At 62.7% G+C, this 20984-nt stretch carries 20 protein-coding genes; 3 read left to right on the top strand and 17 right to left on the bottom strand.

Annotation, left to right across the window (positions count from 1 at the left end; translation table 11 throughout):
- Position 1: 1 nt before the first annotated feature.
- From VX159_RS15755 to VX159_RS15705, 11 genes are all read right to left on the bottom strand, one after another.
- A complete protein-coding gene (locus VX159_RS15755; protein WP_371323821.1) occupies positions 2 to 793 on the bottom strand; it encodes an enoyl-CoA hydratase/isomerase family protein in 792 nt (263 codons plus the stop codon).
- A 48-nt stretch (positions 794 to 841) separates the two neighbouring features.
- Positions 842 to 1693, bottom strand: coding sequence for a hypothetical protein (locus VX159_RS15750; protein ID WP_371323820.1), 852 nt, complete (start codon positions 1691 to 1693; stop codon positions 842 to 844).
- Entirely contained in the window at positions 1693 to 3300 is a 1608-nt protein-coding gene (locus tag VX159_RS15745) for a carboxyl transferase domain-containing protein (protein ID WP_371323819.1), read from the bottom strand. Before VX159_RS15745 ends, VX159_RS15750 begins: the two co-directional genes overlap by 1 nt.
- A 95-nt stretch (positions 3301 to 3395) precedes the next feature.
- On the bottom strand, positions 3396 to 3995 hold the full coding sequence (locus VX159_RS15740; RefSeq protein WP_371323818.1) for a TIGR00730 family Rossman fold protein: 600 nt from the start codon (positions 3993 to 3995) through the stop codon (positions 3396 to 3398).
- 39 nt (positions 3996 to 4034) lie between these two features.
- A complete protein-coding gene (locus tag VX159_RS15735; protein ID WP_371323817.1) occupies positions 4035 to 4652 on the bottom strand; it encodes a 2-hydroxychromene-2-carboxylate isomerase in 618 nt (205 codons plus the stop codon).
- 81 nt (positions 4653 to 4733) lie between these two features.
- Complete coding sequence (locus VX159_RS15730; protein ID WP_371323816.1) at positions 4734 to 5870, bottom strand: acyl-CoA dehydrogenase family protein; 1137 nt, start codon at positions 5868 to 5870, stop codon at positions 4734 to 4736.
- Between the two features lie 167 nt (positions 5871 to 6037).
- Positions 6038 to 7228 (bottom strand): acetyl-CoA C-acyltransferase, encoded by a 1191-nt coding sequence (locus tag VX159_RS15725; protein WP_371323815.1) that lies wholly within the window; start codon positions 7226 to 7228, stop codon positions 6038 to 6040.
- A 38-nt stretch (positions 7229 to 7266) separates the two neighbouring features.
- A complete protein-coding gene (gene can / locus VX159_RS15720; RefSeq protein WP_371323814.1) occupies positions 7267 to 8415 on the bottom strand; it encodes a carbonate dehydratase in 1149 nt (382 codons plus the stop codon).
- Between the two features lie 107 nt (positions 8416 to 8522).
- Positions 8523 to 9695 carry an isovaleryl-CoA dehydrogenase gene (locus VX159_RS15715; protein ID WP_371323813.1) on the bottom strand — a complete coding sequence of 391 codons (1173 nt, stop codon included), beginning with the start codon at positions 9693 to 9695 and terminating at the stop codon, positions 8523 to 8525.
- Between the two features lie 15 nt (positions 9696 to 9710).
- Entirely contained in the window at positions 9711 to 10196 is a 486-nt protein-coding gene (locus tag VX159_RS15710; protein WP_371323812.1) for a PaaI family thioesterase, read from the bottom strand.
- 52 nt (positions 10197 to 10248) lie between these two features.
- The gene (locus tag VX159_RS15705) at positions 10249 to 10665 is read right to left on the bottom strand and encodes a MerR family DNA-binding transcriptional regulator (protein WP_371323811.1); all 417 of its coding nucleotides are present in this window, start codon (positions 10663 to 10665) and stop codon (positions 10249 to 10251) included.
- A 115-nt stretch (positions 10666 to 10780) separates the two neighbouring features.
- Here VX159_RS15705 and VX159_RS15700 point away from each other — a divergent pair, with 115 nt between their 5' ends.
- The 3 genes from VX159_RS15700 (at position 10781) to VX159_RS15690 (ending at position 14165) form a co-directional block, all read left to right on the top strand.
- On the top strand, positions 10781 to 11821 hold the full coding sequence (locus tag VX159_RS15700) for an MBL fold metallo-hydrolase (RefSeq protein WP_371323810.1): 1041 nt from the start codon (positions 10781 to 10783) through the stop codon (positions 11819 to 11821).
- Positions 11822 to 11840: 19 nt separating this feature from the next.
- A complete protein-coding gene (locus VX159_RS15695; RefSeq protein ID WP_371323809.1) occupies positions 11841 to 13670 on the top strand; it encodes a PHA/PHB synthase family protein in 1830 nt (609 codons plus the stop codon).
- A 144-nt stretch (positions 13671 to 13814) separates the two neighbouring features.
- Positions 13815 to 14165, top strand: coding sequence for a hypothetical protein (locus VX159_RS15690; protein ID WP_371323808.1), 351 nt, complete (start codon positions 13815 to 13817; stop codon positions 14163 to 14165).
- A 233-nt stretch (positions 14166 to 14398) separates the two neighbouring features.
- Here VX159_RS15690 and VX159_RS15685 read toward each other — a convergent pair whose 3' ends face one another.
- The 6 genes from VX159_RS15685 to mrdA all read right to left on the bottom strand — a co-directional run bounded on the left by VX159_RS15685 (position 14399) and on the right by mrdA (position 20975).
- A complete protein-coding gene (locus tag VX159_RS15685; RefSeq protein WP_371323807.1) occupies positions 14399 to 14860 on the bottom strand; it encodes an SCP2 domain-containing protein in 462 nt (153 codons plus the stop codon).
- A 2-nt stretch (positions 14861 to 14862) separates the two neighbouring features.
- On the bottom strand, positions 14863 to 15765 hold the full coding sequence (locus VX159_RS15680; protein ID WP_371323806.1) for a U32 family peptidase: 903 nt from the start codon (positions 15763 to 15765) through the stop codon (positions 14863 to 14865).
- Positions 15766 to 15789: 24 nt separating this feature from the next.
- Positions 15790 to 16800, bottom strand: a complete 1011-nt coding sequence (locus tag VX159_RS15675; protein ID WP_371323805.1) for a peptidase U32 family protein — start codon at positions 16798 to 16800, stop codon at positions 15790 to 15792.
- A 100-nt stretch (positions 16801 to 16900) separates the two neighbouring features.
- Positions 16901 to 17962 carry a septal ring lytic transglycosylase RlpA family protein gene (locus VX159_RS15670; RefSeq protein WP_371323804.1) on the bottom strand — a complete coding sequence of 354 codons (1062 nt, stop codon included), beginning with the start codon at positions 17960 to 17962 and terminating at the stop codon, positions 16901 to 16903.
- Complete coding sequence (rodA, locus tag VX159_RS15665; protein ID WP_371323803.1) at positions 17959 to 19071, bottom strand: rod shape-determining protein RodA; 1113 nt, start codon at positions 19069 to 19071, stop codon at positions 17959 to 17961. The genes VX159_RS15670 and rodA overlap by 4 nt, the downstream gene beginning before the upstream one ends.
- Positions 19068 to 20975: a penicillin-binding protein 2 gene (mrdA, locus tag VX159_RS15660; protein ID WP_371323802.1), complete on the bottom strand. Its 1908-nt coding sequence runs from the start codon at positions 20973 to 20975 to the stop codon at positions 19068 to 19070. The genes rodA and mrdA overlap by 4 nt, the downstream gene beginning before the upstream one ends.
- Positions 20976 to 20984 lie beyond the last annotated feature (9 nt).

Genomic DNA, 20984 nt, shown 5'->3' with positions numbered 1-20984 from the left:
CTCAGGCGATCCAGCCCGGATTGCGTTTGTCGAGGAAGGCCGAGATGCCATCCCTGGCTTCCGGCGTGGCGCGCAGGTGGGCGATGCGGTGGGCGGTGTCTTCAACCACGTTGTCGTTGATCGGCTGGTTATCGACGGCGCGGATCAGATCCTTGGCCGCTGCTTGGGCGCAGGGGCCGCCCTGCAGCAGCGCGGCGACGATTTCCTGGACCTTGGCGTCGAGCTGTTCGGGCTCGACCGCTTCGTGCACCAGCCCGATTTCACGGGCGCGGGCGGCGTCGATGCGCTCGGCCGACTGGAAGTAACGGTAAGCCTGACGGGCGCCGATGGCGCGCACGACGTAGGGCGAAATCGCCGACGGGATGATCCCGAACTTGACCTCGGAGGTCGCGAACACCGCCTTGGTCGACGCCACCGCGATGTCGCAGGCGGCGGTCAGGCCGGTGCCGCCGCCGAGGGCCGCGCCTTGCACGCGGGCAATGGTCGGCTTCTTCATCTCGGCCAGCACGCGCAGCATGCGTGCCAGCGCGCGGGCGTCGTTGAGGTTTTCATCGACGCCGTTATTCGCGGCGCGCTTCATCCAGTTGAGGTCGGCGCCAGCGGAAAAGCTCTTGCCGCGCCCGGCGAGGACGACAACGCGAACGCTCGCATCCTTGTCGAGTTCGAGGCAGGCGGCAGTCAGCTCGCCGATCAAGGCCTCGTCGAACGCGTTATGCACGTCGGGACGATTCATCCAGATCGTCGCGACCTGATTCGCGGTTTCGATTTCCAGTGTTTGGTACGTAGTGGTCATGGTGTCTCCGTAATTCTTGCTGTTGTGTTTTTGGGGAAATCTTGGTTTTCACGGTCGACCGTGAAAATTCTGGGTTTCGGGGGTGGGTTTTGCCTGCTGGCGGGTTGTTTTTCCTTGCAGGGGCTGGTTTCCGCGCCTGACGCGCGGGCATACTTTCTTTTGTCTTGCCAAAAGAAAGTAGCCAAAGAAAAGGCGCGCCCGCTGCGGCGCCCGGCTACGCCGGGTGCTCTGCGCTGCTCGGACGAGCGGGCGGTTCGCATGAACTCGCCTACGGCTCAAACAATGCGAACCGAAATCCCCCGCCCGTCCTGCGCTGCTCGACGCCGCAGAGGGCAGGGGGAAAAACGTCTCGAATTCACGGTCGACTGTAGAAAATGACGTTTTTGCCGGTCGACCGTAAAAATCAGTCGGCGTCGGTTTTTGCTCCAACTTTTCCGCCGCGACGCCTTTCGGCCCCATGTGGAGCGCCGAGCAGCGCAGGCGGGCCGGGGGATTTCGGCTGGCGGTGTTTGAGCCCCGCAGGGGCGAGTTTAGCCAGCCGCCCGGACTGCCGAGCAGCGCAGGGCAGTCGGCGCAGCCGACCGCGTAGCCTGGGGTCGCCTTTTCTTTGCTCACTTTCTTTTGGCGAAGCAAAAGAAAGTGAGGCGCCGTCAAGGCGAAACTTGCCCGACCAGCTGCCGTCAAGGCGAAATCCGGCCGAGCAACCGCCGTCAAGGTGGAAACAGGCCGGTCAGCCACCGCCAAAGCGAAACCTGATCGACCCGCCGCGATAAACCCGAACTCGGCCCGATCTGCCATCGGCAAAGCCAGCCCCACCGGTTCTGCCACCATCAAGGCAGCAAAACCAGTCTCAGGCACAGCGGAGGCTGCCGGCAAGGCAGCAGGCAAGTAGCGCACCATTACATCCGGAACACGCCGAACTTGGTTTCTTCCGCCGGCGCATTCATCGCCGCCGACAGCCCCAGACCGAGTACCCGCCGGGTGTCGGCGGGGTCGATGATGCCATCGTCCCAGAGGCGGGCGCTGGCGTAGTAGGGGTGGCCCTGTTGTTCGTATTGTTCCCGGATCGGCGCCTTGAAGGCGGCTTCTTCGTCGGCGCTCCAGGTCTTGCCGGCGGCTTCCAGCCCGTCGCGCTTGACCGTGGCCAGCACGCCGGCGGCTTGTTCACCACCCATCACCGAGATCCGGGAGTTCGGCCACATCCACAGGAAGCGCGGGCTGTAGGCGCGGCCGCACATGCCGTAGTTGCCGGCGCCGAAGCTGCCGCCGATGACGACGGTGAATTTCGGCACCTTGGCGGTGGCGACGGCGGTGACCATCTTGGCGCCGTCGCGGGCGATGCCGCCGTTTTCGTACTTCTTGCCGACCATGAAGCCGGTGATGTTCTGCAGGAAGACCAGCGGAATCCCGCGCTGGGCGCAGAGTTCGATGAAGTGCGCGCCTTTCTGCGCCGATTCGGAGAACAGGATGCCGTTGTTGGCGACGATCCCGACCGGATAGCCCCAGATTTTGGCGAAGCCGCAGACCAGCGTCGTGCCGTAGCGGGCCTTGAATTCGTCGAAGTCGGAGCCGTCTACGACGCGGGCGATGATTTCGCGCACGTCGAAGGGTTTCTTGGCGTCGGTCGGGATTACCCCGTAGAGCTCGTCGGCGGCGTAGAGCGGCTCGGCCGGCAGGCTCAGCGCGACCGGCGGCGCCTTTTTCCAGTTCAGGTTGCGGACGATGCTGCGGGCAATCGCCAGCGCGTGCGCATCGTTTTCGGCGAGGTGGTCGGCGACGCCGGAAATCCGGGTGTGTACGTCGGCGCCGCCGAGGTCTTCGGCGGAGACGATTTCACCGGTGGCGGCCTTAACCAGCGGCGGGCCGCCGAGGAAGATGGTGCCCTGGTTCTTGACGATGATCGACTCGTCACACATCGCCGGCACGTAGGCGCCGCCAGCGGTACAGGAGCCCATCACCGCCGCGATCTGCGGAATGCCCTTGGCCGACAGGTTGGCCTGGTTGAAGAAGATGCGGCCGAAGTGTTCCTTGTCCGGGAAAACTTCGTCCTGCAGCGGCAGGAAGGCACCGCCGGAGTCGACCAGGTAGATACAGGGCAGGCGGTTTTCCAGCGCGATTTCCTGCGCCCGCAGGTGCTTTTTCACGGTGAGCGGGTAGTAGGTGCCGCCTTTCACCGTCGCATCGTTGGCGACGATCATGCACTCGACGCCTTCGACGCGGCCGATGCCGGCGATCATCGACGCCGCCGGCACATCGCCGCCGTACATGCCGTAGGCCGCGAACTGGCCGATTTCGAGGAAAGGCGTGCCGGGGTCGAGCAGGCCATTGACCCGCTCGCGCGGCAGCAGCTTGCCGCGTGCCAGATGTTTCTGGCGCGCCGCTTCGGGGCCGCCGAGGGCGATTTTTTCGACCTGTTCGTTGAGGTCGTCGACCAGGGACCGCATGGCCGTGGCGTTGGCCTGGAAATCGGCGCTGCGCGGGTTGAGTTGCGATTTGAGTGTTGTCATGTCTCTTCCTAGTTATGAGTTGCCTGGTCGCCCAGGGGTTTGAGTGGCTTCGCTGACCGCTCAAGCCCCTGGGCAACTCGATCCTTTTTTACGCTTTACAACTGCTTTTCCTCTTTCAGCCACTTGTCGACCGGCTCCGGCTGGTAAGCGGCCATTTGCGCCAGCAAATCCTCGATCTCGTCGCTGCACAGCGCCATCGCCCGGTTTTGCGGGCGCAGGAAACCGTCGGCGACGGCGCGGTCGAACATCGCCAGTAGCGGGTCGTAGAAACCATTGACGTTGAGCAGGCCCATCGGCTTGCGATGAAAGCCGAGTTGCCCCCAGGTCAGGATTTCGCAGAATTCCTCGAAAGTGCCGAAGCCCCCGGGCAGGGCGATGAAACCGTCGGACAGCTCGGCCATCCGCGCCTTGCGCGTGTGCATCGAGTCGACCACTTCGATCCGGGTCAGCGCCCGATGATCGACCGCACGCCCGGCGACCTCCTTGCCCATCAGCGCTTCCGGGATGATTCCGGTGACCGCGCCGCCCGCGCCCAGGCAGGCATCGGCAACTGCGCCCATCAGGCCGATATTGCCGGCGCCATAGACCAGTTCGATGCCGCGCGCGGCGAGCAGGCGGCCGAGTTGTTCGGCGGTCTCACGATAGCGCGGGTTGTGACCGGCATTGGAGCCGCAGAAGACGCAAATTGATTTCATCAGGGAGGCGGAATGATTGAAGGCGGTGGATAAAAACGTTCAGAAACCGCCGCTGGCCAGCCATTGCTCGATTTGCGGCAGGCGGTCGGCGCCGAAGAAGTGTTCGCCGTCGACGATCAGGTGCGGCGAGCCGAAGACGCCGGCAGCCAGGGCCTGTTCGCAGGCGCCCTTGAGCAGTGCCTTGATCTCCGGGCTTTGCAGCGCGGCGGCGAGTTGTTCGCGGTCAACCCCTTGTTCGGCAGCAATTTCCAGTACCACCTCGGGGGCGGAAATGTCGCGGTCGGCGACGAAGAAGGCGCGATAGACGGCCAGCGCAAAGCGGCGGGTGAGGGCGGCGTCCTGTCCCTGCAGCCAGTAAAAGGCGCGGGCGGCGTTCTGGGTCGGTAGCGGGAAGCGCGACGGCGGGTTGTACGGCACGCCCATGAAGCGGGCCGAGCGCGCGAAATCATTGAAGACGTATTTCGACTTGGCGCTGTTGCCATCGACTGGCGGCCGCGAACCGGTGGCCTGGAAGATGACCCCGAGCAGGATCGGGTGCCAGTTCACCGTGCGCCCGTGGCGGGCGGCAACAGCGTCGATTTTTTCGGCCAGCAGATAGCCGTAGGGGCTGGAAAAATCGAAATAAAAGTCGAGCGGGGGCGTTGCGCTTGCACTCATGCTTGTCTCCTCGTGCGTGGTAGGGGTACGGTCGCCGGCATTTTTGTCTTTGTTGCCGGTCGACCGTGGAAATGCGGGGTGTTACTCGGCGGCGATGCTGCGTCCGATCACTAGGCGCTGGATGTCGTTGGCACCTTCGTAGATCTGGCAGATGCGCACGTCGCGGTAGATGCGCTCGACCGGGAAGTCGCTGGTGTAGCCGACACCGCCGTGGATCTGGATGGCGTCGGAGGCGATCTTCTCGGCGGCTTCGGAGGCGAACATCTTGGCCATCGAGGCTTCCTTCAGGCAGGGCTTGCCGGCATCCTTGAGCTGGGCGGCGCGCCAGACCATCAGGCGGGCGGCGTCGAGCAGGGTGTTCATGTCGGCGAGTTTGAAGTTGACCGCCTGGTGGTCGATGATCGGCACGCCAAAAGTGACGCGCTCCTTGGCGTAGGCAACGGCGGCCTCAAAGGCGGCGCGGGCCATGCCGATGCTCTGGGCGGCGATGCCGATGCGGCCGGCTTCCAGATTGGAGAGGGCGATCTTGTAGCCTTCGCCTTCCTTGCCGAGCAGCGCGGAGGCCGGAACACGGCAGTCTTCAAGAATGATCTGCACGGTATCGGAAGCGTGCTGACCCATCTTCTCTTCAGTGCGGCCGACGATGAAGCCGGGAGTATTGGTCGGCACCAGGAAGCAGGAAATCCCCTTCTTGCCGGCGGCCTTGTCGGTCACTGCAAAGACGATCGCCATCTGGGCGTGCTTGCCAGTGGTGATGAACTGCTTGACGCCGTTGAGCACGAAGTGGTCGCCATCGCGGTCAGCGCGGGTGGTGATCGCGGCGGCATCGGAGCCGGTGTGTGGCTCGGTCAGGCAGAAGCAGCCGAGCTTTTCGCCCCGGGCGAGCGGCTTCAGCCATTCTTCCTTCTGCGCATCGGTGCCGTATTTCTGGGTGATGCCGCAGGCCAGCGAGTTCTGCACCGAAACGATGGTCGAGGTGGCGCCGTCGCCGGCGGCGATTTCTTCCAGGGTCAGCACCAGGCTCATGTAATCCATGCCGGCGCCGTCCCATTCCTCGGGCACGACCATGCCCAGGGCGCCGAGTTCGCCGAGTTCCTTGAGGGCCTCGGCCGGGAAAGTGTGGTTCTTGTCCCATTCGGCGGCGAAGGGGGCGAGGCGCTCCTGCGCGAAGGCGCGCATCGAGTCGCGGATCATTTCCTGTTCTTGGGTGAGAATCATGATGATGAGAATCCAGTGGTCAGGCGTTGGCGATCAGTCGAGGTTTGCGCGCCTTGCGGCGCGGCGGGGAGGCCGATTCCGTGGGTTGCTGCCAGCGCTGGGGTTCCCGCCTTGGCGGGAACCCCGGGCTTTCAGTCACCCCTCGATCCTAAAACCCGATCCTGTGGTTACAGCATCTCGACGGCGAGTGCGGTGGCTTCGCCGCCGCCGATGCACAGTGAGGCGACGCCACGCTTGCCGCCACGCGCCTTGAGCGCGCCGAGCAGGGTGACCAGGATGCGGGCACCGGAAGCGCCGATTGGGTGGCCCAGCGCGCAGGCACCACCATTGACGTTGACCTTGGCCGGGTCGAGCTTGAGGTCGTGCAGCGCGGCCATGGTGACGACAGCGAAGGCTTCGTTGATTTCCCACAGATCGACGTCACCCACGGTCCACCCGGCCTTGGCCAGCATTTTCTGCATCGCGCCGACCGGTGCGGTCGGGAACAGGGCCGGGGTGTGGGCGTTGGTGGTGTGGCCGACGATCTTGGCGATCGGCTGCAGGCCCAGTTCGGCGGCCTTGGAGGCGCGCATCAGGACCAGCGCGGCGGCGCCGTCGGAGATCGAGGAAGAGTTGGCGGCGGTGACGGTGCCGTCCTTCTTGAATGCCGGCTTGAGGGTCGGAATCTTGTCGACATTGACGGCGAACGGGCCTTCGTCCTTGTCAACCACGACATCGCCCTTGCGCCCGGCGACGGTGACCGGAGCGATTTCCCAGGCGAAGGCACCGTTATTGGAGGCTTCGATGGCACGGGTGGTCGAGCGGATCGCGTAGGCGTCCTGGTCTTCACGGGTGAAGCTGTAGGAGGTTGCGCATTCTTCGGCGAAGGTGCCCATCAGGCGGCCACGGGTTTCCTTGGAATAAGCATCTTCGAGGCCGTCGAAGAACATGTGGTCAAGCATCTGGCCGTGGCCGAGGCGGTAGCCGCCACGGGCCTTGGGCAGCATGTAGGGGGCGTTGGTCATCGACTCCATGCCGCCAACCACGGTGATCTCGGACGAGCCGGCGAGGATGCCGTCGTGGCCGACCATGGTGGCCTTCATGCCGGAACCGCAGACCTTGCTCACCATGGCACAGCCGGCAGACAGCGGCAGGCCGGCGAGCAGGGCGGCCTGGCGGACCGGCGCCTGGCCGAGACCGGCGGGCAGGACGCAGCCCATCAGGACTTCGTTGACCAGGTTGGCGTCAATCCCGGCGCGCTCGACAGCGGCCTTGATCGCGGCAGCACCCAGCTGCGGTGCGGTCAGGCCGGCGAAGGCGCCCTGGAAGGCACCCATCGGGGTGCGGGCGGCGGAAACGATAACGATAGGGTCATTCATGCTGCTTTCTCCTTGACGGTTTGTTATGAGTAATCGGTTCAGGCTTCGAGGGCTTTCAGCGCCGCGTCGTAGCGTACGGGGAGGTCGTCCGGGCAATCGAGGGTAATTCCCAGGTCATGCATCAGGCCGTCCTTGAGGCCGTAAATCCAGCCATGGATGGTCAGTTTCTGGTTCCGCCCCCAGGCATCCTTGACTACCGGGGTGTTGGCCAGGCTGACTACTTGTTCGAGGACGTTCAGTTCGCACAGCCGGTCGTGCTGCTTCTCGGTCGGCAGACGGGCGACCTGTTCGCGGTGCTTTTCGTGTACCCGTTGCACATTGTCGAGCCAGAAGTCGACGATGCCGACCCGCGACTTGTTGAGCGCCGCCAGCACCCCGCCGCAGCCATAGTGGCCGACGACCATGACATGCTTGACCTTGAGTACATCGACTGCGTACTGGATCACCGACAGGCAGTTGAGGTCGGTATGCAGGACCAGGTTGGCCACGTTGCGATGGACAAACACCTCGCCTGGCAGCAGGCCGACGATCTGGTTGGCCGGGACGCGCGAGTCGGAACAACCGATCCACAGGAACTCGGGTGTTTGAATCTTGGCCAGGCGGTTGAAGTAATCGGGGTCCGCATCCTGCATCCGGGCGGCCCAAGCACGGTTGAAGTCGAACAGGTGCGACAGGTTTTCGCTGCGCACTTCCTCTTCCGACCAGTTTTCCAGGTCAAGGGCGAGGAACATCGTCCCTTCGGCTGGCGTCTGGTAATAGGCCGGGGCCTCGGTAAAGCCCAGTTCGCGGTAGAGTTTGACCGCCATCCGCATGTTGGGCAGGGTGTCGAGCATCAGCTTTTTATAGCCAATTTCCTTGGCTGCCTTGATCGCCGCCATCGCCAGCGCCGCGCCGATTCCCTGTCCGCGTGCTTCGGGCGAGACGTACAGGCGTTTCATCTCGCACAGGCCATCGCTTTCCGGCAAGGGGCGTACCCCGACGCAGCCGGCCGGGCGTCCGTCAACCTCGGCAAAGAACAGGCGACCCGCCGGTGCCGAATAGGCGCCGGGCAGCGAAGCCATTTCCTGGTCGAAGTTCTGGAAGCACAGTTCAACCCCGAGCCAGGCCGCGTAATTGCGGAAGTACTGGCGCACTTGTTCCAGTGCTGCGGTGTCGTTGGCTGTGAGGGTACGGATATGGATCGTCATCGGTCAGGGCTCCGGGAGGTCACTGCAACCGGTGGGTCGCAGTGCGTTGGCAGGGATTGCAGGGGTGGCGCAATCCCGTCATTTTACCTGTCCCGGTAATTATGAATTCACCGTGTCTCGGCCATCAGTTCGCGGCCGATCAGCATGCGGCGGATTTCGCTGGTGCCGGCGCCGATCTCGTAAAGCTTGGCATCGCGCCACAGGCGGCCGGTCGGATACTCGTTGGTGTAGCCAACGCCGCCCAGAGTCTGGATCGCCTCGCCTGCCATCCAGGTTGCCTTTTCGGCGGAGTAGAGGATGGCGCCAGCGGCATCCTTGCGCAGGGTGCGGGCGTGGTCGGCGGTGTCGCAGGCACGGCCGACGGCATAGACGTAGGCGCGGGTGGCCTGCCAGGTCGAGTACATGTCGGCCACCTTGCCCTGCATCAGCTGGAAGTCACCGATCGGCTGACCGAACTGCTTGCGCTCGTGCAGGTAGGGCACGACCACATCCATACAGGCCGCCATGATGCCGAGCGGGCCGCCGCAGAGCACGGCGCGTTCGTAGTCGAGACCGGACATCAGCACCTTGGTACCGTTGCCGACCCCGCCGAGCACGTTTTCTTCCGGCACTTCGCAGTCGTCGAAGAAGAGCGGGAAGGTGTTGGAGCCGCGCATGCCCAGCTTGTCGAGGTGGGTGCCGTGGGAAAAGCCCTTCATGCCCTTTTCGACGATGAAGGCGGTCATGCCCTTGGCGCCAGCTTCCATGTCAGTCTTGGCGTAGACCACCAAGGTGTCGGCGTCGCCGCCGTTGGTGATCCACATCTTGGCGCCGTTCAGCACGTAGCGGTCGCCCTTCTTCTCGGCCTTGAGTTTCATCGAGACGACGTCGGAGCCGGCGTTCGGCTCGGACATGGCGAGCGCCCCGACGTGTTCGCCGGAGATCAGCTTGGGCAGGTACTTCTGCTTCTGCGCTTCGTTGCCGTTGCGGCGAATCTGGTTCACGCAGAGGTTGGAATGGGCGCCGTAGGACAGGCCGACCGAGGCCGAGGCGCGCGAAATTTCTTCCAGCGCGACGATGTGGGCCAGGTAGCCCATGTTGGTGCCGCCGTATTCTTCGGGGGCGGTCATGCCGAGCAGGCCCATCTCGCCGAACTTCTGCCAGAGGTCGGCGGGGAACTCGTTGACGCGGTCGATCTCGGCCGCGCGTGGCGCGATTTCGGCGTCTGCGAAGGCTTTGACGGCATCGCGCAGGGCGGCGATATCTTCGCCGAGGCCAAAGTCGAGGCTGGGAATATGCATGGGTTTGTCTCCGTGTTAATTAGTTGTTAGTGGCTTGCTGGTCCGGGCGGCCTGATCCGGCTTTTCGCTCTTGCCGCGCATGACCATGATCGTTTGCTGCATCAGGGCGCAGAGGATTTCCTGTCCGTTGCGTTCGGCAAGGACTTCTGCCTGGGTAATGCTCAAGGTTTTTCCCGGTCGTACCACCTTGCCCCGGGCAATCAGGCGGTCGCCATCGGCGGGCGCGACGAGGTTCAGCTTGTATTCCACGGTCAACACCGAGGCATCGGCAGAAACCAGACTCATCGCGGCATAGCCGGCGGCCGAATCGGCGATCATTCCGACCACGCCGCCGTGGATGAAGCCGTGCTGCTGTTCGACGCCGGTCCAGTGCGGCAGGACAATGGTCACATTGCCGGGCGTCACCTGCTCCAGGCGAGCCTGAATCAGGTGCATCGCGTTTTGCAGTTGAAAACTGTCGCGAACGCGCTGGGCAAAGTCGGGGTTGGCGGGCGTGAGCATGGCACCATTGTATTGACGTTGACGTTAACGTCAACTTGTCCGCGTAAAAAAGTCAGCGCCCTTGCCGACGGGTCAATTCCTCGCGGCACAGCGATTCGAATTGCCCGATGTCGGCGAGCATCGCTTCGATGTCCTCGCGCTGCTGCTGCAGGGCAAGCCGGCGTTTTTCCATGACTCGCAGACACTGCAGCAACTGCGGGGTTTCGTCCTCGGTCGAGTTGTACATCCCGATCAGGTCCTTGATTTCGGCCAGGCTGAGGCCAAGGCGCTTGCCGCGCAGCGCCATCTTGAGGCGGGCCCGGTCGCGGCGAGTGAAAATCCGCTTGTTGCCTTCGCGGTCGGGAGCCAGGATGCCCTGGTCTTCCCAGAAGCGGATGGTGCGCGGAGTGATCCCGAATTCCCGGGCAAGATCGGAAATGGCGAAGGTTGCCGTCGCTGCGGGCGGGGTTGTAGGGGCCGTCGGGCTCAATGTTGTCTCCTCTGTGGGCGGGCAAGTTAAGCAGAAGCAGGGGCTTTTTTCAATCCGCTGCCGTATGGTAACGTGCTTGCCCCCGATTCCCGCCTTTCCCGGCCTGCCTTCCCTCATGTCTCTGGTTTATCCTTACGCCGAGCCGCCAGCGCCTGGCACACGAATCGAAGTCGCGCCCGGAATTTTCTGGCTGCGGATGCCTTTGCCGTTCCAACTCGATCACATCAACCTCTGGCTGCTCCGCGACGGAGCCGGCTGGACCCTGGTCGATACCGGCTTTGCCGACGACAGCGTGCGCGGCTTGTGGGAGCAAATTCTGGCCGACCTCGACGGGCCGGTGACCCGCTTGGTCGCGACGCATTTCCATCCTGATCACCTTGGTCTGGCAACCTGGTTGCAGGCCCGGACCGGAGCCGAGTTGCTGATGAGCAGCGGTGAGTTCCTGACCGCCCACGCAGTCTGGCACGATGTCGGCGGCCACGGCGCGCGTTTCATGAGCGAACAGTTCCGCCAGCATGGCCTGCACGGCGAACGGCTGGAGAAATTTTCTACGCGCGGTTCCGGCTATCGGCGGGCGGTGCCGGCACTGCCCGATCACTACCAGCGACTGAAGGCCGGCGATGATTTGCAGATAGACGGAAATCGCTGGGAAATAATCATTGGTTATGGTCACTCTCCTGAACATGTCGCGCTTTACTGCGCAGAACTTGACGTGTTAATTTCAGGAGACATGCTCTTGCCGAGGATTTCGACCAATATCAGCGTCTTTGCCGCGACACCGGATGCCGATGCCCTGCGTTGGTATCTCGATTCGCTGACACAGATGGCGCAGCGTTTGCCGGCGCAAACCCTGGTCCTGCCCTCGCACGGATTGCCCTTCGCGGGGGTGCAGCCCCGGGTCGCGGCCTTGCACGAGCATCATCAAGAACGACTGCACGCATTGGAGGATAGCTGCATACAAGCGCCGCAGAGCGCAGCCGAATTGCTCGAAGTATTGTTCAATCGGCCACTGGATACACACCAAACCATGTTCGCGATGGGCGAAGCGATTGCCCATCTGAACTATCTGGAGCAAGCAGGTCGGCTTTCGCGCAGCACTGACGCCGACGGGGTGATTCGTTATTCGCGGGCGCAACCGCCGTCCGTTGAGCACTAACAGAGGGAGTTTCACACGTATGTCGCAGCAAACCGAACAGGGCGTCAATCTGCCCAACCCGGCCGAAATGGCCAAGACCTATGCCGAAGTGGCCCAGCGCGCCTCGCGTCTGATCACCCAGTTCATGGAAAAGAAGTCCAAGGAAGGCGTCAGTACCCCGTCCGATGAAATGGGCGTGGCCAAGGCCTTCATGGATTTGTCGGCTCGGCTGATGGCCAACCCGTACAAGCTGGCCCAGGTGCAGATGAACATGATGTGGGATTACTTCTCGCTGTGGCAGGGTTCGATGATGAAGATGATGGGCATGCCGCATGCCCAGCCGGTCGCCGTGCCGCAAAAGGGCGATAAGCGCTTCAAGGACGAGGACTGGGAACAGCATTTCCTGTTTGATTTCGTCAAGCAGTCCTACCTGATCGCCGCCCGCCACATCCATGACACCGTTGCTGGTACCGAGGGCCTGGACGAAGCGACCCAGAACAAGGTCAATTTCTTTACCCGCCAGTACATCGACGCGCTGTCCCCGTCGAACTTCGCGCTGACCAACCCGGAAGTCTTCCGCGAGACGGTCAAGAGCCATGGTCAGAACCTGATCAAGGGTCTCAACAACCTGCTCAACGACGTCAGCGATGACGGCCAGTTGCGCATCCGGATGACCGACACCTCGGCTTTCGAGATGGGCAAGAACGTTGCCACCACTCCGGGCAAGGTGGTTTACCAGAACGAACTGTTCCAGTTGATCCAGTACGATCCCGCCACGCCGGAGCAGTACAAGAAGCCCTTCCTGATTGTCCCGCCGTGGATCAACAAGTACTACATCCTGGACCTGCGCGACAAGAACTCGATGGTCAAGTGGGCGACCGATCAGGGCCACACCACCTTCATCATTTCCTGGGTCAATCCGGACGAAAACATGGCCGATATCGGCTTTGAGGATTACATGCTGAAAGGCACCCTCGAAGCAATTACCCAGGTCTGCGCCCAGACCGGCGAGGATTCGGTTAACCTGGCGGCCTATTGCATCGGCGGTACGCTGACCATGTCGACGCTGGCTTACATGGCGGCCAAGAAGGACAAGCGCGCCAATTCCGCCACCTTCTTCACCACCATGCTCGATTTCTCCGAGCCGGGCGAACTGTCGGTCTTCCTCGACGAAGGCACCATCGAGGGTCTCGAGAAGAAGATGGAGAAGCGCGGCTTCCTCGAAGGCTCGGAAATGGCTGGCACCTTCAACATGCTGCGTGCCAACGATCTGATCTGGTCCTTCGTGGTCAATAACTACCTGATGGGCAAGGATCCGTTCCCGTTCGACCTGCTCTACTGGAACTCCGACTCGACCCGGATGCCGAAGGCGATGCACAGCTTCTATCTGCGCAACATGTACCTGGAGAACAAGCTGAAGGATCCGGGCGGCGTTACCCTCGGTGGCGTGGCGATCGACATTCGCAAGGTCAAGACCCCGTGCTACTTCATCTCTACCGTCGAAGACCACATCGCGCCGTGGAAGAGCACCTACATGGGTGCCCGCCTGCCGTCCGGCCCGACCAAGTTCGTGCTCGGCGGCTCCGGGCATATCGCCGGCATCGTCAATCCGCCGGCAGCCAACAAGTACGGTTTCTGGGTCAACGATGCGACCGACGGCAAGCTGCCGGAAAGCCCGGACGACTTCCTGGCCGGCGCGACCCAGCATCCAGGTTCGTGGTGGACCCACTGGCACCAGTGGGTGACTGCACTGCCCGGCGGCGACGCCAAGGTACCCGCGCGTGACCCGGCCAAGGGCAAGCTGCCGGTGGTCGAAGCGGCGCCGGGCGCCTACGTCAAGTTCCGTCTCGACGCACAGAAGGCATCCTGACCGATACCCACTCGGTTGATTGAAAGGGGAGGCTGCGGCCTCCCCTTTTTTGCGTGAACTTCATGGCCCCCGGCTTGCCCAATCCCAGGCGGCCGGCGTTTTCCGGTCGGCAGGTTTCTCGGTGACAGGAGCTTGATCATGCTGATGAGTGAATATCCTGTGTTGTCGGTACACATTCCCCCGGTGCTGAAGCCACTAACCGGTGGTCGCGATGAAGTGACCGCCAGCGGTGCCACGGTGGGTGAGGTCCTGCAGGCAGTCGGGCGGGTCTGGCCGGCATTTTCCGGGCGGGTCCTGTGCGGTGACGGTTCGCTGGCCGCCGGGCTCAGCGTCTATCGGAACGGCACTCCCTTGGTGCAAGGGCTGGCGACTCCGGTTGAGCCGGAAGAGGTGCTTAGTCTGGTTGCGACCGGAGAGGTTTCCTGCTCGGTTCCAGCCAGGCCGCTACCGGTTTTCGCGGCTGGGGATGCGGCGGTGATTTCGCTGGGTGAATAAGGTTCTGGCGAGCGGCGGTAGCGAATGAGGGCCGCTGTGCAGATTGTATCCCTCGCCAGCTATCGGTATGGCACAGGTCTTCTGCTGTGCTTGAGCCGGCTCATGCTGCTGGCCGGCCGCTGCGAAGAGCGAGGAGGTTGTCCCCGGTTGAGGGCCGGGATGAAAGCCTGACAAAAAACGGGGATGACCACGGTGGACCGTGGTCATCCCCGTTTTTGCCTGGGGCAATTGATTCAGCGGTGCGGCAGCGGCAGCTTGGGCAGGCTCGGCAGTTTCGGCCATTCGACGGCATCAAGCAGGTTTTTGACCAGCAGGCCGAGTTCGGTATCGCCGGTGATTTCGAGTTCGCGGTTGAAGAACAGCGTATCCGGGTCTTCCTGCCGCGACAGCAGTTGCAGGTAGGCCGACAGATGGGCGGCGAAGGCCAGGTCGGGTTCGCCTTCAACGCGGAACAGCGGGCGGAACAGGCCGTCGCGGTAGCTGAAGTCGGCGACCCCGCCGGTGTCGTGCACACTGACCCGGAAGCGTTTGCCTTCCAGTGCCTGCAGATCGTCGATCGGCAGCAGCTTCATTTTCAACGCAGCGTTGAGACCGGCGACCAGCGCCAGCCCGTGCGGCCATTGTGGCAGCTTGCGACCGAGTGCGGCGACGAAGCCGGGGAGGCGGAATTTGGGGATGGTGAATGACTGATCCATGCTCAGGCTCCAAGTTGTTCCAGCGCTTGTTGGTGATGCTGGGCGATGCCGGCTGCACCAAACCAGTAACCGTCGACCAGGCCGCATTCTGCCCAGTTTTTACGGTCGACCGTGGATTTTTCGCCTTTTCTTGCCTGATCAAAGGCACCGATGATGGCGTCGAGCTCGCCTTGTTGCGGGCTGATTCGCACCGCGTCGATACCCAGTGCCAGCAGTTCGGGCATGTGGTCGAGCAGGCAGTAGGTCTGTGCCGACATCGTCTGGATCCCGTTGATGCACAGGAAATCCTGGCCTTCGCGGGTTTTCAGCGTCAGCCCTTCGCTGTGGTCGAGGCACTTGAACTGGCAGTCGTCCTTGTTCAGTTCGTAGTGGCGGGCGGTGAAACAGCGGGCCGAGAACGCCAGCGCCAGCTTGCCGAAGGCGAAAACCTCGGTTTCTACCCCGGCCGGGCGCGCCGCGTGCAGCTTGACAATCAGTTCGCGGCTGGCTTCGAGCGGCGGTACCCAGCGCTGCATGCCGTAGCGGGCATAGGTGGCGAGGGTTGCCTCGTTGTAGATGTTGAGGTGCGGGCCGGCGACGAAAGGGCGACCGGCGACCAGATTGACCGCGCCGAGATCATTGGCTTCGATCTTGCAATTGGCTTCGTCGATCAGCCGGCGCAGCGCCTTGAGGTCGCTTTCGGATTCGAGCAGTGCCTGCGCCGAAACCACGACTTCCTTGCCGGTATCGGCCAGGTCGCGGGCCAGGCCGATCCAGTCGGCGGTGCGCAGTTGCTGGCGGCGGGAGCAGACGACTTCGCCGAGGTAAATGGTGTCGAGTGCGGGGTTTTCCGCCATCGCGGCGTAAAACTCCATCACTTCGGCCTTGGGCCAGAAGAAGAGCAGGGGGCCAAGCGCGAGTTTCATGGTTGCGTGGGGCTCAGGTAAGGATTAGCGCCAGGGGCGGTTGTAGGCACCGAGGGTCGCCTGGCTGCCTTCGGACACTTTGGCCAGTTCGGCTTGCCAGGCCGGCTTGACGTGGTAGCGGTCGTTGCCGTCGCGCAGGCTGTCGAGTGCCGCGCGCAGCGTGCGGGTGACCTGGGTGACGTAGGCCGGGCTGCGCTGGCGGCCTTCGACCTTGATCGCGGCGACGCCGATCTTGATGATCTCCGGCAGCAGTTCGAGCACGTTGAGGCTGGTCGGTTCTTCCAGCGCGTAATAGGTCTCGCCCTGGACCTCGAAGCGGCCCTTGCACAGCGTCGGGTAGCCGGCCGGTTCGTCGTCGTTGAAACGGTCGATCAGGATGCCGTTGAGGCGGGTATCCATGCGCCCCGGCTGCTTGTCCCATTTCACGTACTTGGCCGGCGAGCAGGCGCCAACGGTATTCGGTGACTCGCCGCAAGCGTAGGACGAGAGCCAGCAGCGGCCTTCGTTCATCACGCACAGGCTGCCGAAGCCAAAGACTTCGATTTCGACCGTGGTGTGCTTGATCACGTGCTCGACCTGGGCCAGCGTCAGCACCCGTGGCAGCACTGCGCGGCGGATGCCGAATTCGCGCTGGCAGAAGTTGATCGCCTCATAGCTGGTTGCCGAGCCTTGTACCGAGAGGTGCAGGCGTTGTTGCGGATGCTTGCGGCTGGCGTAGTCGAGCAGTCCGACATCGGCCAGGATGATCGCGTTGACGCCGAGATCGGCCGCTGCATCGACCGCGTTCTGCCAGTCGCTGACCCGCCCGGGCTGCGGGAAGGTATTGATCGCCAGGAGCACTTCGCGGCCCTTGTCGTGGGCGTAGCGAATGCCTTCGCGCATGGTTTTCTGGTCGAAATTGAGACCGGCGAAATTGCGCGCGTTGGTATCGTTCTTGAAGCCGAGATAAACGGCATCGGCGCCTTGATCAACGGCCGCCTTGAGGGCGGGGAGGCTGCCGGCGGGGCAGACCAGATCGGGAAGTTTGCTGCTCATGGTGCGGGTTCCAGATTAACCGCGCGAGTATAGCCAAGGGCGAAAAACCGCCATTGATCCTGGTCAAGTACGGCGAATTGCCTGAAAAATGCGCCAAATCCTAGCGAATGATGATGGTCGGCTTGCCGCCCAGGGTACTGCGGATGCGCTCGGCGACGCGGTCTGCTTCGCTGCGGCTGACGTAAGGGCCAAGCTGCAGCCGGTGCAGTCCGCCGCCGCTGATAATCCGGAGCGGCTCGGCCAGCCAGTCGAGATCGCGAGCCAGATGGCTCTTCAGATTCTCGGCATTATCGGGGCTGGCAAAGGCGCCCAACTGCAACCAGACGTTGCCCTTGGCTGCGCTTTCACCGCTCATGCCGGTTTGGGCCAGGGTTTGCACCGGCCGTTCTTCGTGGGCCATGCGTTGTGCCAGTTGTTCGATTTCATCGGCGCCGGCCTTGCTACGGGCGGCGCCGGCGGTGGTGGCAATCACCGTCGCGCTTGGCGCCGGGCTGCTGCTGGCCGGAGCGCCAACCTGGGCGTAGGTGGCGTTACCGTAGTCGCCAGGGAGAATCGCCTCGACTTCGACTTCGCCACTGCCGCCGTTGATCAGTCCGAGCTTGTAGGCTGCGGTATATGACAGGTCGATGATTCGGCCGGCGTGGAAAGGGCCGCGGTCGGTGACCCGGACGATGACGCTCTGGCCACTGCTCGGGCTGGTCACCCGGACGTAGGAGGGGAGCGCCAGGGTCGGGTGGGCGGCGGTCATCGCGAACATGTCGTAGGGTTCGCCGATCGAGGTCTTCTGGCCGTGAAATTTCCTGCCATACCAGCTGGCAATGCCTCGTGCCTTGTAGGCCTGCAGACTGGTATTTGGTACGTATTCCTTGCCCAGCACCACATAGGGCTTGAGCGCCGGTTTGTGCAGTGGTTCCCATTTGGGCACGGCATCGGGGATGTCGTCGAGACCGTCGGGAATTTCTTCGCCGGGGCCGTCGTCCTTGTAGAAACCGCCGCCGCGTTTGAGTACGGCACTGGGTTTGCGGGTCGGGGTCTTGCTGATTACCGGCTTTGCCCGGTCGACCGTGGCAGGGGGGGCTTCGGGGGCTGGTGGCGTACTGCCACAGGCAGCTAGCAGGCCCAAGGTCAGGGCAGGCCAGAGCAGGCGAAGCCCAATGCTCATTTCTTCACCAGCATGCGGTGGGTGTTGATCGACATCAGGATGCCGATGGCGAGGAACAGTGTGACCAGCGCGGTGCCGCCATAGCTCATGAACGGTAGGGGCACGCCAACCACCGGCAGGATGCCCGAGACCATGCCCATGTTGATGAAGGCGTAGGTGAAGAAACCGAGGGTAATGGCGCCGGCGAGTAGGCGGGCGAACAGCGTCGAAGCCGCCGAGGCGATCATCAGTCCGCGTCCGATCAGCAGGGTGTACAACGTGACCAGCACGACATTGCCGAGCAGGCCCCATTCTTCCGAATAGACCGCAAAGATGAAGTCAGTGTGTTTTTCCGGGATGAATTCGAGGTGGGTCTGAGTCCCCGACAGATAGCCCTTGCCAAAGACGCCGCCGGAGCCGATGGCGATGGTTGCCTGGATGATGTGGTAGCCGGAGCCGAGCGGGTCAGTGGTCGGGTCGAGCAAGGTCAGGATGCGTTTCTTCTGGTAGTCATGCAGCATGGTCCACAAGAAGGGGGCGGCAGAAACGCCGGCGGCGACCAGGCCGAGAATCACCTTCCAGGGGAGACCGGCAAAGAAGATCACATAAAACCCGGCCGAGCCGATCAGCAGCGCGGTGCCCAGGTCGGGTTGCTTGGCGACCAGGGCGAAGGGCACCAGCAGCAGGCCGGCGGCGACCAGGTAATGGCGGAACTTGAGGGTTGCCTCGTACTTTTGGAAATACCAGGCGAGCATCAGCGGCATTGCGATTTTCATGATTTCCGACGGCTGGATGCGGGTGATCCCGATCGACAACCAGCGCCGCGAACCATTGACCTTGATCCCGAAGAGGAAGACGGCGATCAGCAGCAGTACCCCGAGCACGTAGAGCGGGACCGCGAAACGCATCAGCTTTTGCGGTGGAACGCGCGAGACCAGCCACATCACCACCAGCGCAATACACATGTTGCCGGTCTGGGCGAGCATCCGGTGCGAGGTGTCGATGGTCGCGGAATTGACCGTTGCGATTCCGATGCCCATGATCCCGAGGACGATGAACAACAGCGGGAAGTCGATATGGGCAGTGGCGTTCAGCCAGCCCCGGCGCAGGGTACCGACCAGGTCGATCATTCGTCGGCCTCCACGGCTGCCGCATCTTCGTTGGCAGCGCCTTGCGGCAGCTTGCCGAGCAGGTAGTAGTCGAGCACCATGCGGGCAATCGGCGCTGCCGACTGGGCGCCGAAACCACCGTTTTCAACCAGTACGGCGAGGGCGATCTTGGGCTTGTCGATGGGTGCGTAGGCGATGTATAGCGCGTGGTCGCGCAATTCCTTCTTGATGGCGCCTTCCTTGTACTGTGCGCCTTTCAGTGAGAAGACCTGGGCCGTGCCGGTCTTGCCCCCGGCAACGTATTGCGCGCCGGCGAAGGCACGGGCGCCGGTACCTTCGGTATTGACCCCGGCCATTGCCCGGTGAATCACCTCAAGGTTCTTCTGTTTCCAGCCGAGGTCGCGAATCGGCTTGGGTTCGACCGCACGCTTTTCACCATTCCGGGTATCGACGATATGGCGTACCAGATGCGGGCGGAACATCACTCCGTTATTCGCCAGTGTTGCCGTGGCTTGGGCCAACTGCATCGGGGTGTAGGCGTTGTAGCCCTGGCCGATGCCGATCGAGATGGTTTCGCCGGAATACCATTTCTGTTGTTCCGGCTTCTTGAATCGCTGTTTCTTCCAGGCCGGGGACGGCAAGATGCCGCGCGACTCACCCGAGTCGTCCTTACCCAGGTCGATCCCGGTCTTGGAGCCAAAGCCGATCTGGCCCATGAAGTTGGAAATCGCCTCGATGCCCATGTCGTTGGCGAGGATGTAGTAATAGGTATCGCAGGAGTGCACGACCGACTTATACATGTCCACCATCCCGTGGCCGCCCTTTTTGTCGTCGCGGAACTGGTGGTTGCCGAAGTTGAAATAGCCGGGGTCGGCAATGGCCTGGTTTGGCGTACGTTTGCCCAGTTCGAGCGCGGCTAGTGCCATGAAGGGCTTGAAAGTCGAGCCGGGCGGATAAGCACCATTGATCGCGCGGTTGATCATCGGCTTGTCCGGGTGTTCGTTCAGTTCCTTCCAGTTGTCCGGGGTGATCCCGTCGACGAACAGGTTGGGATCGAAGGTCGGGTTCGAGACCAGTGCCAGGACGCCGCCGGTTTCGGGCTCGATCGCTACCAGCGAGCCTTTGCGGTCGCCGAAGGCCTTTTCGGTGATTTCCTGCAGTTTGGCGTCGAGGGTCAGTTGCAAATTGTTGCCGGAGACCGGCGGAATCCGCTTCAGGCTGCGCAAGGCGCGGCCACCGGCGTCAATCTCGACCTGTTCGTAACCGGTCAGGCCGTGCAATTCGAATTCGTAATGCTGTTCCAGTCCGGTCTTACCGACGTGGTCGGTACCCTTGTAATTGGCAGCTTGTTCGTTTTCATCGATCCACTTCAGATCGCGCTCGGTGATCCGGCCGATGTAGCCGAGGGCATGGGATGCGACATTACCCAAGGGATACTGGCGGAACAGTCGGGCTTTGACTTCGACGCCGGGAAAACGGTAGCGTTGCGCGGCAAAGCGGGCAACTTCGCTGTCGGAAAGCCGGGTGCGGATCGGAATCGACTCGAAGTTCTTGGCTTCGTCGAGCAGACGCTTGAAGCGCTTGCGATCCTTGGGCTGGATGTCGATGATTTCTGCCAGCGCGTCGATGGTTTCTTCCAGCGTCTGCCCCAGTTGTGACGGTGTGATTTCCAGGGTGAAAGCCGAATAGTTGCGGGCCAGCACGACCCCGTTGCGGTCGGTGATCACGCCGCGATTGGGCACGATCGGGATCAGCGCGATGCGGTTGTCTTCGGCCCGGGTACGGTAGAAGTCGTGCTGGACGATCTGCAGCCAGATGAAGCGGCCGATCAGCAGGGTGAAGGCAGCCAGCACCACGGCTGCGGCAAAACCGAGGCGGAAGCGGAAACGGTCGAGGCCGTCGTCGGGGGTGTGAAAACCGCTCACGGGATGGTG

It is taken from the genome of Dechloromonas sp. ZY10 (assembly GCF_041378895.1).
GTDB classification, from domain to species: Bacteria; Pseudomonadota; Gammaproteobacteria; order Burkholderiales; family Rhodocyclaceae; genus Azonexus; species Azonexus aquae.
The sequence above is the reverse complement of the archived record's forward strand: the minus strand, read 5'-3'. Positions and strand labels throughout refer to the sequence as shown.

Coding starts and splice junctions, on each gene's coding strand:
- VX159_RS15755 (WP_371323821.1), bottom strand. CDS start 793: ATGACCACTACGTACCAAACACTGGAAATCGAAACCGCGAATCAGGTC.
- VX159_RS15750 (WP_371323820.1), bottom strand. CDS start 1,693: ATGGTGCGCTACTTGCCTGCTGCCTTGCCGGCAGCCTCCGCTGTGCCT.
- VX159_RS15745 (WP_371323819.1), bottom strand. CDS start 3,300: ATGACAACACTCAAATCGCAACTCAACCCGCGCAGCGCCGATTTCCAG.
- VX159_RS15740 (WP_371323818.1), bottom strand. CDS start 3,995: ATGAAATCAATTTGCGTCTTCTGCGGCTCCAATGCCGGTCACAACCCG.
- VX159_RS15735 (WP_371323817.1), bottom strand. CDS start 4,652: ATGAGTGCAAGCGCAACGCCCCCGCTCGACTTTTATTTCGATTTTTCC.
- VX159_RS15730 (WP_371323816.1), bottom strand. CDS start 5,870: ATGATTCTCACCCAAGAACAGGAAATGATCCGCGACTCGATGCGCGCC.
- VX159_RS15725 (WP_371323815.1), bottom strand. CDS start 7,228: ATGAATGACCCTATCGTTATCGTTTCCGCCGCCCGCACCCCGATGGGT.
- can (WP_371323814.1), bottom strand. CDS start 8,415: ATGACGATCCATATCCGTACCCTCACAGCCAACGACACCGCAGCACTG.
- VX159_RS15715 (WP_371323813.1), bottom strand. CDS start 9,695: ATGCATATTCCCAGCCTCGACTTTGGCCTCGGCGAAGATATCGCCGCC.
- VX159_RS15710 (WP_371323812.1), bottom strand. CDS start 10,196: ATGCTCACGCCCGCCAACCCCGACTTTGCCCAGCGCGTTCGCGACAGT.
- VX159_RS15700 (WP_371323810.1), top strand. CDS start 10,781: ATGTCTCTGGTTTATCCTTACGCCGAGCCGCCAGCGCCTGGCACACGA.
- VX159_RS15695 (WP_371323809.1), top strand. CDS start 11,841: ATGTCGCAGCAAACCGAACAGGGCGTCAATCTGCCCAACCCGGCCGAA.
- VX159_RS15690 (WP_371323808.1), top strand. CDS start 13,815: ATGAGTGAATATCCTGTGTTGTCGGTACACATTCCCCCGGTGCTGAAG.
- VX159_RS15685 (WP_371323807.1), bottom strand. CDS start 14,860: ATGGATCAGTCATTCACCATCCCCAAATTCCGCCTCCCCGGCTTCGTC.
- VX159_RS15680 (WP_371323806.1), bottom strand. CDS start 15,765: ATGAAACTCGCGCTTGGCCCCCTGCTCTTCTTCTGGCCCAAGGCCGAA.
- VX159_RS15675 (WP_371323805.1), bottom strand. CDS start 16,800: ATGAGCAGCAAACTTCCCGATCTGGTCTGCCCCGCCGGCAGCCTCCCC.
- VX159_RS15670 (WP_371323804.1), bottom strand. CDS start 17,962: ATGAGCATTGGGCTTCGCCTGCTCTGGCCTGCCCTGACCTTGGGCCTG.
- rodA (WP_371323803.1), bottom strand. CDS start 19,071: ATGATCGACCTGGTCGGTACCCTGCGCCGGGGCTGGCTGAACGCCACT.